The organism is Duganella lactea, assembly GCF_009857505.1.
Taxonomy (GTDB): domain Bacteria; phylum Pseudomonadota; class Gammaproteobacteria; order Burkholderiales; family Burkholderiaceae_D; genus Rugamonas; species Rugamonas lactea.
Genome location: NZ_WWCP01000001.1, coordinates 365,491 through 377,145, shown reverse-complemented (window position 1 = coordinate 377,145; position 11,655 = coordinate 365,491). Strand labels below are relative to the sequence as shown.

General features: G+C 64.5%; 10 protein-coding genes. 3 read left to right on the top strand and 7 right to left on the bottom strand.

What is annotated here, in order from left to right; all coding sequences use genetic code 11:
- Positions 1–15: 15 nt before the first annotated feature.
- Positions 16–2,145, bottom strand: a complete 2,130-nt coding sequence (locus GTP44_RS01855; RefSeq protein WP_229256730.1) for a M3 family metallopeptidase — start codon at positions 2,143–2,145, stop codon at positions 16–18.
- A 233-nt stretch (positions 2,146–2,378) separates the two neighbouring features.
- Complete coding sequence (locus GTP44_RS01850; RefSeq protein ID WP_160988281.1) at positions 2,379–2,954, bottom strand: TMEM175 family protein; 576 nt, start codon at positions 2,952–2,954, stop codon at positions 2,379–2,381.
- Between the two features lie 220 nt (positions 2,955–3,174).
- Here GTP44_RS01850 and GTP44_RS01845 point away from each other — a divergent pair, with 220 nt between their 5' ends.
- Positions 3,175–4,788: a TonB family protein gene (locus tag GTP44_RS01845; protein ID WP_161018064.1), complete on the top strand. Its 1,614-nt coding sequence runs from the start codon at positions 3,175–3,177 to the stop codon at positions 4,786–4,788.
- A 21-nt stretch (positions 4,789–4,809) separates the two neighbouring features.
- On the opposite strand, the gene GTP44_RS01840 is transcribed toward GTP44_RS01845, so the two are convergent.
- Positions 4,810–5,949, bottom strand: a complete 1,140-nt coding sequence (locus GTP44_RS01840) for a GGDEF domain-containing protein (protein WP_161018063.1) — start codon at positions 5,947–5,949, stop codon at positions 4,810–4,812.
- A 123-nt stretch (positions 5,950–6,072) separates the two neighbouring features.
- Between GTP44_RS01840 and GTP44_RS01835 the strand changes: the two genes are divergently transcribed.
- Positions 6,073–6,552, top strand: coding sequence for a heme-degrading domain-containing protein (locus GTP44_RS01835; protein ID WP_161018062.1), 480 nt, complete (start codon positions 6,073–6,075; stop codon positions 6,550–6,552).
- Here the strand turns inward: GTP44_RS01835 and GTP44_RS01830 are convergent.
- The 4 genes from GTP44_RS01830 to GTP44_RS01815 all read right to left on the bottom strand — a co-directional run bounded on the left by GTP44_RS01830 (position 6,546) and on the right by GTP44_RS01815 (position 11,023).
- Positions 6,546–6,758, bottom strand: coding sequence for a SlyX family protein (locus GTP44_RS01830; protein ID WP_160988285.1), 213 nt, complete (start codon positions 6,756–6,758; stop codon positions 6,546–6,548). The two genes, GTP44_RS01835 and GTP44_RS01830, sit on opposite strands and share 7 nt — an antisense overlap.
- A gap of 37 nt (positions 6,759–6,795) precedes the next feature.
- Positions 6,796–8,364 (bottom strand): methyl-accepting chemotaxis protein, encoded by a 1,569-nt coding sequence (locus GTP44_RS27975; protein ID WP_161018061.1) that lies wholly within the window; start codon positions 8,362–8,364, stop codon positions 6,796–6,798.
- A 17-nt stretch (positions 8,365–8,381) separates the two neighbouring features.
- Positions 8,382–8,837: a cache domain-containing protein gene (locus GTP44_RS01820; protein ID WP_161018060.1), complete on the bottom strand. Its 456-nt coding sequence runs from the start codon at positions 8,835–8,837 to the stop codon at positions 8,382–8,384.
- 116 nt (positions 8,838–8,953) lie between these two features.
- Positions 8,954–11,023: a UvrD-helicase domain-containing protein gene (locus GTP44_RS01815; protein WP_161018059.1), complete on the bottom strand. Its 2,070-nt coding sequence runs from the start codon at positions 11,021–11,023 to the stop codon at positions 8,954–8,956.
- Between the two features lie 145 nt (positions 11,024–11,168).
- Between GTP44_RS01815 and GTP44_RS01810 the strand changes: the two genes are divergently transcribed.
- Complete coding sequence (locus GTP44_RS01810; protein WP_160988289.1) at positions 11,169–11,651, top strand: SRPBCC family protein; 483 nt, start codon at positions 11,169–11,171, stop codon at positions 11,649–11,651.
- Positions 11,652–11,655: the final 4 nt, after the last annotated feature.

Genomic DNA, 11,655 nt, shown 5'->3' with positions numbered 1-11,655 from the left:
TATAAACTATTTATATCATTTTCCGTTCAGACCGCGACGTTCCAGCAGCGGCTCGATCACCGGATCGCGGCCACGGAAGTTGCGGAACAGGTTCATGGCGTCATCGGTGCCGCCGCGCGACAGCAGCTTGGCGCGGAACCAGTCGCCGTTCTTGCGTTGCAGGCCGCCGTTTTCCTTGAACCATTCGACGGTGTCGGCGTCCAGCTTCTCGGACCACAGATAGGCGTAGTAGCCGGCCGAGTAGCCGCCGGAGAAGCTGTGCGAGAAGTAGGTGGTGCGGTAGCGCGGCGGCACCGGCGCGAAGTCCACGCCCATGTCCTTCAGCGACTTGGCTTCAAAGGCCAGTACGTCGGTCGGGATCTGGGCCGGCGTCAGCTGGTGCCAGCGCTGATCCAGCAGCGAGGCGGCCAGGTATTCGGTGGTCATGAAGCCCTGATTGAATTTCTTCGACGCGATCACCTTGTCCAGCAGTTCCTTCGGCATCGGCGCGCCGGTCTTGTAATGCTTGGCGTAGTTGGCCAGCACTTCGGGCCACACCGCCCACATCTCGTTGACCTGCGACGGGTACTCGACAAAGTCGCGCGGCACGTTGGTGCCGGAGAAGCGCGGGTACTTCACGTTGGAGAACATGCCATGCAGCGCGTGGCCGAATTCGTGGAAGGCGGTCTTCACTTCATCGTAGGTCAGCAGCGTCGGCTCGCCGGCTGGCGGCTTCGGAATGTTGAGGTGATTCGCCACCACCGAGTGGGTGCCCAGCAGCGACGATTGCGACACGTACTCGTTCATCCATGCGCCGCCCTGCTTGTTGGAACGGGCGTACATATCGGCCAGGAAGATGGCCAGTTGCTTGCCGTCGGCATCGAACACGTCGAACACGCGCACGTCCGGGTTGTACACCGGCAGATCCTTGCGCTCCTTGAAGCTCAGGCCATACAGCTTGTTGGCGGCGTAGAAGACGCCGTTGATCAGCACATTGTCCAGCTCAAAATAGGGCTTCAGCTGGTTCTCGTCGAAGGCGAAGCGCTGCGCGCGCACCTTGTCGGTGTAGTAGGCCCAGTCGGAGGCGTCAATCTGGAAGCCGCCTTTCTCCGCATCGACCACCGCTTGCAGATCGGCCGCTTCCTTCCTGGCGTTGTTGACGGCCGGCTTGGCCAGCTCGCTCAGCAGCTTGTTGACCGACGCGGTGTCGTGCGCGGTCTGGTCTTCCAGCGAGTAGGCGGCGAAGTTGGCGTAGCCCAGCAGCGTGGCTTTCTCGGCGCGCGCCTTGGCGATCTTCAGCACCAGTTCGCGGTTGTCGAACTCCCCGCCATGGCTGCCGCGCGCCAGCGACAGCGCCATCAGCTTCTCGCGCACCGCGCGGTTGGTCAGTTCCGCCAGCGGCGGCTGGCCCGAGGTGTTGACCACGGCGACGAGGAACTTGCCGTCCATGCCCTTGGCCTTCGCTGCCGCAGCTGCGGCGTCGATGGCGGCGTCGCTCATGCCGGCCAGGTCGGCGCGGTTGTCGACCACCAGGCCGGAGGCATTGGTTTCCTTCAGTACGTTCTGAGTGAAGGCGGTTTGCAGCTTGGCGATGTCGCCGTTAAGCGCTTTCAACTTGGTCTTGTCGGCGGCCGACAGGTTGGCGCCGGCGCGCACGAAGTCGGTGTGGTAACGCTCCAGCAGGTGCTTCGATTCAGCGTCCAGATTCAGCGCGTCGCGCTTCTCGTACAGCGCTTTGACGCGCGCCCACAGTTTGGGATTCAGGTAGATGGTATCCGCATGGGCGGCCAGCTTTGGCGACATTTCGCTGTCGATGGCGTCCAGCTTGTCGTTGGTGTTGGCGCCTTGCAGGTTGGCGAAGATGGTTTGCACGCGGATCAGCAGCGCGCCGGATTTTTCCATCGCCACGATGGTGTTGTCGAAGGTCGGCGCGGCCTTGCTGTTGGCGATGGCGTCGATTTCCTTCAGTTGCTGGCGCATGCCCTCATTGAACGCCGGGACGAAATGCTGGTCCTTGATCTTGTCGAACGCCGGATAATGGAACGGCAGCGCGCTCTCGGTGGCCAGCGGATTGCCGGCCAGACTGGCGGCCGGAGCGGCCAGGACGGTTTGCGAAAATGCCACGCTCAGGGCGGCGGCAACGACAAGCATATGAGGTCGGGTCATGAAGATCTCTTTTCTCTTATGGAGGGCAGGGAAAATGCTGAAATGCTCAAAAGTTCAGCACGGAAGCGTCAGATCATAGCAGCGTGACACGGCGGGGTCACTGGCAAAAAATGCTGCACTGCACTTTCTTGGAATCGCTGGCCATTTCCCGAAGAATACTTTGCCTGTTCGGAAAATTTCGTTGAAAAAGACGGGGAAATGCGGAATGCACCCGTGCTATCCGCACTCGGAGTTCAGCGCTTGAACAGCGCCTCGATACGGCGTTCCGGCAGGAACCACAACACCGCGACCAGGCTGTAGATGATGAAGGAAATCCACACATGCTGGAAGGCGGTGAAAATCGCCAGCAGATACAGGGCGACGGAGGCATAGCTTTTGCGCTCCTTGGCCAGCGCGACGGTAATGACCGCATCCCGGGGATTGCACACGATCAACGCTTTTTCCAGCAAAGTGTAGGCGATCGCCGACATGAACAGGATCACGCCATACATCGCCACCGTCAGCGGCGCGAAATCGTTCTCGCCCATCCAGGCGGTGGTGAACGGCACCAGCGACAACCAGAACAGCAAATGCAGATTGGCCCACAATACCCGGCCGTCAACGACGGTGGACGCGGTCAGCAGGTGATGGTGGTTGTTCCAGAAAATGCCGACATACACAAAGCTCAGCACATAGCTACAGAACACCGGCAACACCGATGCCAGCGCCGTCAGATCCGCCCCGTGCGGCGCCTTCAATTCCAGCACCATGATCGTAATGATGATCGCGATGACGCCATCGCTGAACGCTTCCAGACGGTTCTTGCCCATAATGCTCCAATTCAGTCTTTATTTAGCAACGGAGTATAGACCGTGGCGTCATAAACCGACGCTATGACTAAATGGAGACCAGCGGCGAATACGCTGTCCGGCGCCTGGCGATGTCGCGCCACCCGAGGCCAACATTACATGTTCGATAGCTTGCATTATTGGGTTGGACAAATTGCCAAATGCGCCATATTCTGGGGTTTTCAACCCGCCACCGAAAATCATGCTGCGCCTACTTGTTGCCGCCCCTTTGATCGTTGCCGCCTTGTCGCCCGCCATCGCTGCCGCCGAGGTGAACCAAACCCCGGCCATCGCCGATTTCTCCAGTTGCGCCAAGCCCGAGTGGCCGAAGGAGGCGCTGCGCAAGGAGCAGTCCGGCAAGGTGGTGCTGAGCTTCCTGATCGGCGTCGACGGCACCGTCGCCGACGCCCGGGTGGTCACCTCCAGTGGCTACCAGTTGCTGGACGAGGCAGCCGCCGACGGCATCCGCAAGTGCCGCTTCAAACCGGCCACCGTCGACGGCGTGCCGCAGCAACACTGGCAGTCGATGCAATACGTGTGGACGCTGGAACCAAAGCCACGCGCGCCCAGCGTCTACCTGCCAGTCGCGCTGACCGGCGACCGCGACGCGCTGTTCGCCTTGTCTCAGGAGTACGGCAAGGGCACGCCGAACGAGGTCGACGACGTCAAGCGCATGCTGGAGGCGCTGTCGGTCAGCACCGCCGCCGCCGAGTTTGAACTGGCCACCCGGCTGTATAACGGCCGCGGCGCCCCCCTCAACCGCGCCGAGGCGCTGACCTGGTACCAGTTGTCCGCCAACGCCGGCTACGCGCCCGCGCAGGAGCGCATCGGCGCCTTCCTTGACTACGGCACCATGGGCCTGCAGCGCGACAGCAATGCCGCGATGGCCTGGTATCTGAAAGCCGCCGCCCAGGGCGACCACAACGCCGAGAACGCTATCGGCGTGGTCTACCACAACGGCCGCATCGGTCCGCGCGACTACGCCAAGGCCGCCGAGTGGTATCAGAAAGCCGTCACCAGCGACCACACCTGGGCCCAGGCCAATCTCGGCCGGCTGTACATGCGCGGCCAGGGCGTCGAGCGCAATCCGGCCGAGGCGCTGCGCCTGCTGCACCTGGCCGCCGACAAGAATAACCATTCCGCCGAGCTGGACCTGGCGCTGATGTATTTCAACGGGCTCGGTGTCAGCGTCAACGACGTCACCGGGATGAACTTGCTGCGCCGCGCCGCCACCGGCGGCAACCAGTCGGCGCAGCTGCGCCTGGCAAACGCGCTGAACTACGGCGTGCGCATACCGGTCAACCATGGCGAGGCGGTGGCGTGGTTGCGCCAGGTCGCCAATCGCGGCAATGGTGCCGGCCTGAACAATCTCGGCTACGCCTACGAAAGCGGCCGCGGCGTGCCGCAGAACTACGCCACCGCGCGCGGCCTGTATCTGCAGGCGGCGGCCAAGGACAATGGCAACGCCGAGGCGGCGCTGGGCGGGCTGTACGAGCAGGGACGCGGCGGCGCGGTGGACCTGGACAAGGCGATCACGCTGTACCAGTCGGCCATCGGCCACAACAACGCCGACGGCATGACGCGCATGGCCCGGTTGCAGGAAAGCGGCCAGGGCGTGCCGCAGGATATCGGCGCCGCGCGCGCGCTGTACGAGCGCGCCGCCGCCCTGAATTTCCCGGCGGCGATGCGGCGTCTGGCCCAGGCTTACCACTTGGGCGAACTGGGCCTGGAAGCCGATCCCGCCAAGGCCGAGGAATGGCGGCAGAAGGCGCACGAGCTCAGCGCCCGGCCGCCGGTCGAGCCCTTCACGATCTGAGCCACCGCTGGCGCCGCGCCGCTACTGCAGCTGCGATTCCAGCATCTGCTCGTCGAGCGTGCGGTTACGGCCCAGCATCTTGGCGCTGTACAACAGGGCGTCGGCGCGGCGCAGCATGGCGTCCACCGTGTCGTGCTCGTCCAGCAGCACGGTGATGCCGGCGCTGTAGGTCAGCGCCATGCCCAGCTCGCGCGGGGCGGTCTCGGCCAGCCAGGCGCGCAGACGCTGGTCGTAGGCGCGCATGGCGTCCAGGCCGGCACCACGCTTGAGCATGCTGAATTCCTCGCCGCCATAGCGGCAGATCAGGTTGTCCTTGGCGCAGACCAGGTGCATGCCGTCGACAAACAGCTTGAGCGCGCGGTCGCCCGCCTCGTGACCGTAGGTGTCGTTGATATCCTTGAAGTGATCCAGATCCACCAGCAGCGCGCACAGCGGCTGGCGCAGGCGGCGGCTGTCGGCGACCAGCACGGCCGCCCGCTCCATCCAGGCGCGGCGGTTCAGCGCGCCGGTGACACCGTCGATGCAGGCCAGCCGCTCCAGTTCGCGCTCGGCCTCGTCGCGATGCGCCAGCAGGATCGCCACCATGGACATCACCGCCGTCACGTTGGTGGCCAGCGCAAACAGCACATTGGCCGGGTGCGGCGTGAAGAAATTCGGGAACAGTTCGCTGTAGAAGGCGCCCAGCACGCCGCGCGCGGCGGTCACCGCCATCTGCACCACCAGCGACGCCACCAGCAGCCAGCGCCAGCGGCCGACCGGCACGTCGGTGTTGCGGCACAGCGCCACCAGCACCAGCCCCACTTGCAGCGTCAGCAAACCGTTGGCCCAGCCGACGCGGAAGGCGTAGTCATTGAAGCCGATGCCATAGCCGGCCACCATGGCGATGGCGACCACGGTCGGCGCCCTGGCCACCGTTTCGCGGCCGCACCAGCGGTCGAAAGCGGCGGCGTTGTAGGCGACGCCGGCGCCGATGCCGCCGATCGCCAGCGTCGACAGCGCGCGGTCCAGGCCCGACCCCGGCGCCACCAGGCCCGAGGCCATCAGCAGCACCCAGCCCACCGTCTGCAGCAGGATGCCGATCTGGGCGCGCCGCGCGGCCAGGCTGACCTTGCCCATCACCGACCACAACGCGGCGGTGATCGCCAGCAGGTTGAGCGTCATGGCTATGAGCAAAGAAGCAACGTCGAGATGCATGGAGAGGGAAAAAAGGAGGAGAGCGTTCAGTATAACAAGCCAGCCTGGGCTACACTCCGGTCTTACATCTCTTAACAACAGAAAGCCCACATGGAAAACTACGCCGAGTTACTGGCAACGCTGACGCAGCAGGAGCAGGATTTGCAGTTCACCGCCTTCAGCAGCGACACGGCGCTGGCGCTGGGCCTGAAGCTGGTGGAGCTGGCGCGCGCGCGCGAGAAAACCATCACGGTCAACATCACCATCAACGGCAAGGTGCTGTTCCATCACGCCATGCAGGGCGCGGCGGCAGAGCAGGCCGACTGGATACGGCGCAAGAACAATGTGGTGGCGCGCTTCGGCCGCTGCTCGTTCTATGTCGGCATCGACCACAAGCAACGCGGTGTGGCGTTTGAACAGATTCCCTACCTGCCGCCGCAAGACTACGCCGCCAACGGCGGCGCCTTCCCGATCACCCTGCGCGGCACCGGCATCATCGGCACCGTCTGCGTTTCCGGCCTGCGCCAGGCGGAAGACCACGCGCTGGCGGTTGAAGCGCTGCGCGCGCTGCTGGCCACGGCGCCTCAGTAATGCGGCGGGCGCTCGTGCGGCAGCGCGCTGCCGCCGTTGTTCTGCGCCAGGTTGCGCACATGCTGAGCCAGTGAGGCGCACAACTGCTCCAGCTTGTCGATCTGCAGCTGCTGCTCGTGGATGCGCTGGTTCAGCGCATCGACCATGTCCTCGGCGTAGGCCAGTTTGATTTCAATATTGATAAAGCGGTCTTCGGTGTTGCCCACGGCATGCTCCCGGTGAGAAAGCGGGCATTGTACCGTCTTATGGCCGCAACGCCGGCGCCGTGGACGGCCGCGCCGCCGCGCCGCCGCCGGGCAGCTGGAAGCGCCCCACCACCTGCAGCAACTCCAGCGCCTGATCGCGCATGCTCTGCGCCGCCGCCGCCGACTCCTCCACCAGCGCGGCGTTGCGCTGGGTCAGATCGTCCATCTCGGCGATGGCGTTGTTGACGCCCTCGATGCCGGTGCTCTGGCGCTGGCTGGACAGGTTGATGTCGTTCATGATCTCGGTCACATGGCGCACCGAGGCGACGATGTTGTCCATGGTCTGGCCGGCGGTGTCGACCAGCCGGCTGCCATCCTCCACCTTGGCCACCGAATCCTCGATCAGCTCCTTGATTTCGCGCGCCGCCTGCGCCGAGCGCTGCGCCAGCCCGCGCACCTCGGTCGCCACCACCGCGAAGCCGCGTCCCTGTTCGCCGGCGCGGGCCGCCTCGACCGCCGCGTTCAGCGCCAGGATGTTGGTCTGGAAGGCGATCGCGTCGATGACACCGATGATGTCCACCACGCGGCTGGAGCTGGCCTTGATCGAGGCCATCGTCTGCACCACCTGGCCCACCACCTGGCCGCCCTGCAAGGCCACCTCGGAGGCCGACGCCGCCAGTGTGTTGGCCTGCTGCGCGTGGCCGGCGTTCTCGCGCACGGCGCCGGTCAGGGTCTGCATCGAGGCGGCGGTCTGCTGCAGCGAGTGGGCCTGCGATTCGGTGCGCTGCGACAGCGCCATATTGCCCTGCGCGATCTCGCCGGCTTCCTCGGTGATGGTGCCGCCGGCGCGGCGAATGTCGCCCAGCAGCGTGGTCCAGTTGGCCACCACGGTTTCCAGCCGGCGCGCCAGCACGCCGATTTCATCGTCGCAATCGACCTCCACCTTGGTGACCAGGTCGCCGGCGGCCAGCCGTTCCGCCGCCGTGCAGGTGGCGGCGATCGGCCGCAGCACCGAGCGGGTCAGCCAGCTGGTCAGCGCCAGCAGGGCGGCGAACCCGCCCAGCATGGTGACCAGCGTGATCCAGTTGGCCTGCTGGCCGGCGCGCTTGCTTTCCTGCAGCGACAAATCGGTCTGGCGGTTGAGGCTGTCCATCACCTGGCCCAGCAACGCGCGGATCTGCTGGTAGTGGCCATCGGCCGCCTGCATCGCCGCCACGCCGGTGTTGGGGTCCATCGACGCCAGGTCCAGCGCCTGCGCCACGCTGCCGCGGTACTGCTGCACCAGCGGCAGCGCCTGCGCCGCCTCGGCCGCGCCCGGCATCGTCTTCAGTTTGTCCAGCTCGCTTGCGATGGCGGCCAGGCCGTCATTCGCCTGCGCGCCGTATTTTTTCAGCTCATCCTCACTCAGGCTGCCGGCGATGGCGATGCGGGCGTAGGTGGCCGCGTGCACCTGGCCCAGCGAAATGCTCTGCTGGCTGGCCTGCTGCAGCGCCACGAAGGTGACATCCTTGAGGTCCTGGATGCGCCGCTCGTTGGCGTGCATGGAGAAATACGACAGGCCGCCCAGGCACAGCAGGCCCGCCAGGGCGGCGGCCGGCACGATCAGCAGTTTATGCGCGATCTTCACGCTGCGTCGCCGTGGGGTTACAGATAGATGCCGCCGCACACCACGGTATCGCTGAGCTTTTCGCAGTACATCTGCTTGGGCTCGATCTTCTTGTTTTCGGGATTGGTGAATTTATAGTCCTGCCAGAAGCTGCTCTTCGACTTGGCCATGTCCATGCGCTCCTTGACGAAGGCCTTGCCGTCGATGTCTTTCAGCTCGATCAGATTCTTGCCGACCATTTTGGGATTGCTGCCATGCGCCAGCACGGTGCCGTCCAGCTTGTACACCACGATGTACAGGTCGCGGTCGATGAATTGCGCCGCCTTGCCGGTAAAATCGGCATAGGCCTTGGCCTCGCCGCCGCTCTTGATATGCGTCACGGCTTTCTTGACCATGGCCTCGGCGTCGGCGCGGCTGGCGCCGCCATTGGCCGCATGCAGCGGCAACGCACAGGCGAAAACGGCGGCGGCAAACAGGGCGCGTGTCTGGTGCATGTCTCTCTCCATTCGGACGTTCGTGTCGGCTTATAGTATCCCGGCGGCAATCAACACGCATCTCGAACGGCAACGGAAAACCGGCGGCGCTACTTTTCCGCAACACTAGCAGCTTGCTAGGCGGTGGGCTTGGGCGTGGCCAGCAGCTCCTTCATGCGCGCCAGCCGTTCCTTCGGCGTCAGCACCTCGGACTCCAGCGGCACCGCGGTGCCCTCGTCGAGCTTCATTTCCTTGATAAAGCGCGACGGGTCGCAATGCACCTGCTCGCCCGCGCGCTTGCGCTTCTTGCACCAGGTGATGTGCAGCGTGCGCTGCGCGCGCGTGATGCCGACGTACATCAAGCGCCGCTCCTCCTGCACCCGCGCGGCGATCGACTCGGCCGGCGCGTCGGCGTCGCCCTTGTGCGGCAGGATGCCCTCCTCGCAGCCGACCAGGAACACATGCGGATACTCCAGCCCCTTCGACGCGTGCAGCGTCGACATGCGCACCGCGTCCGGGTCTTCGTCCTGGCCCTCCAGCATTGACATCAGCGCCACCATCTGGGTCAGCTCCAGCACGTTCTTTTCCTCGCCGTCGCGGTCCTTGCCGCCACGGCCGCGATCCTTCAGCCAGTTGACGAATTCCAGCACGTTCTGCCACTTGCTCTGGGCCGCGCGCTCGTCGAACATATCGTATAAATAGTTTTCATAATTAATCGCCTCCAGCAGGTCATCGAGCACCTGCGCGGCGTTGTCGCCGCTGCCGGACGGGCCGGGACGGCTGGCGCGCGCCTCCAGGTTGTTGATGAAATTGCAGAAGTCGCGCAGCGGGTTCAGTTGGCGGTCCGGCAGCAGGCCCTCGATACCGCCCTTGAACACCGCCTCGAACAGCGAGCATTGCCACTGGCCGGAGAAGGTGCCCAGCGTTTCCATGGTCGACTGGCCGACGCCGCGACGCGGCGTGGTCACCGCGCGGATGAAGGCCGGGTCGTCGTCGGTGTTGGCCAGCAAGCGCAGATAGCTGATGATGTCCTTGATCTCCGCCTTGTCGAAGAACGACTGGCCGCCGGAAATGGTGTACGGGATGCGCTCCTTGCGCAAGGCCTGCTCGATGATCCGCGCCTGGTGGTTGCCGCGATACAGGATGGCGTAATCGGACCACTTGTTCTTGCGCGTGAAATGGTCGACCGAAATCAGCATCGCCACCTGGTCGGCCTCGGCGTCGTCGGTCGGCATCGAGGTCACCTGGATCGGCTCGCCCAGGCCGTGCTCCGACCACAACGATTTCTCGAACAGCTTGGGATTGTTGCCGATCACCGCGTTGGCCGCCTGCAGAATGCGGGTGGTGGAGCGGTAGTTCTGCTCCAGCTTGATCACCTGCAGGTCGGGAAAGTCGGTCTGCAGCGTCTTCAGGTTTTCCACCGAGGCGCCGCGCCAGGCGTAGATCGCCTGATCGTCGTCGCCCACGGCGGTGAACATCGGTTTCTTGCCGACGCCGGTCACCAGCAGCTTGACCAGCTCGTACTGGCAGGTGTTGGTGTCCTGGTACTCGTCCATCAGCAGATAACGCAGGCGGCGCTGCCACTTGTCGCGGATCGGATCGTTGTTGCGGAACAGCTCCACCGGCAGCCGGATCAGGTCGTCGAAATCCACCGCCTGGTAGGCCGACAGCGTCGCCACATAGCTGGCGTAGACGCGCGCCGACTGCGCCTCGTCCTCGTCCTTGGCCTGATTCAGCGCGGCCAGCGGATCGACCAGGCCGTTCTTCCACAGCGAAATAGCGGTCTGGATGCGCCGCACCACCTGCTTGTCGGTGGTCAGCGCCATGTCCTGGACCAGCGAGCCGCAATCGTCGGCGTCCATGATCGAGAAGCGGTCCTTGAGGCCGACGCCGTGCGCCTCCTGGCGCAGGATCTTCACCCCCAGCGAGTGGAAGGTCGACACCGTCAGTTGCTTGGCTTGTTTCGGTTGCTTGAGCAGTTTGGCGATCCGCTCCTGCATCTCCAGCGCCGCCTTGTTGGTGAAGGTCAACGCGGCGATGGTGCGCGGATCGTAGCCGCGGTCCTCGATCAGGTGGGCGATCTTCTGCGTGATGACGCGCGTTTTGCCCGAGCCGGCGCCGGCCAGCACCAGGCACGGGCCGTCCAGGTAGGTCACAGCCTGGCTCTGAGGCAAATTAAGGCCGAAAACGGGAACGTTGGTGGACATGGGGCGAGGGCTAGGAAAACAGACAAACAGCCCCACATTGTATCAGTCGCGGCGGCCGCCACTGATCTGTCGCATGGTGTGTGGCTGACAATACGCTAACATGCGCAAACCGGGGCCGCCGCCCCACCTTACACTGGTTGCAATCATGAAATTTGAACACTTAATCGAAGTCAACGACCCACTGAACCCGCTGATCGATGCGCTGAGCGTCAAGCAAGTCTGGGCCGGCCTGGTGCTGCGCGCCGAATCGCCCAAGCTGTTTGTGCCGCATCTGGACGAGGCCATCATCGACCAGCGCACCGGCAACGGCTTCCGCCGCCGCCTGCGCTACGGCGAGCTGGTGGTCGAGGACCAGGTGGAACTGGAACCGCTGCGCCAGGTGCGCTACCGCGTGGCGGCGCAGCAGGACATCGCCGAGTCCAGCCTGACCATGACCATCGAGCAGCCGAGCGAGAACACGCTGTTCGTGCGCTTCCAGTACGAAGACAGCCACGACACCGCCACCGACCAGGCCAACGCCATGTACGACGAGTTCCGCCGCTCCGCCTACGTCGAGTCGGACATCGACACCATCGGCATGCTGCGCGAGCTGGCCCAGCAGGGCCGTCTCGACGCGATGCTCAATTAAGCCA

Excerpts from the sequence above, each read along its gene's own strand:
- GTP44_RS01855 (WP_229256730.1), bottom strand. The coding sequence starts at position 2,145 with ATGACCCGACCTCATATGCTTGTCGTTGCCGCCGCCCTGAGCGTGGCA.
- GTP44_RS01850 (WP_160988281.1), bottom strand. The coding sequence starts at position 2,954 with ATGGGCAAGAACCGTCTGGAAGCGTTCAGCGATGGCGTCATCGCGATC.
- GTP44_RS01845 (WP_161018064.1), top strand. The coding sequence starts at position 3,175 with ATGCTGCGCCTACTTGTTGCCGCCCCTTTGATCGTTGCCGCCTTGTCG.
- GTP44_RS01840 (WP_161018063.1), bottom strand. The coding sequence starts at position 5,949 with ATGACGCTCAACCTGCTGGCGATCACCGCCGCGTTGTGGTCGGTGATG.
- GTP44_RS01835 (WP_161018062.1), top strand. The coding sequence starts at position 6,073 with ATGGAAAACTACGCCGAGTTACTGGCAACGCTGACGCAGCAGGAGCAG.
- GTP44_RS01820 (WP_161018060.1), bottom strand. The coding sequence starts at position 8,837 with ATGCACCAGACACGCGCCCTGTTTGCCGCCGCCGTTTTCGCCTGTGCG.
- GTP44_RS01815 (WP_161018059.1), bottom strand. The coding sequence starts at position 11,023 with ATGTCCACCAACGTTCCCGTTTTCGGCCTTAATTTGCCTCAGAGCCAG.
- GTP44_RS01810 (WP_160988289.1), top strand. The coding sequence starts at position 11,169 with ATGAAATTTGAACACTTAATCGAAGTCAACGACCCACTGAACCCGCTG.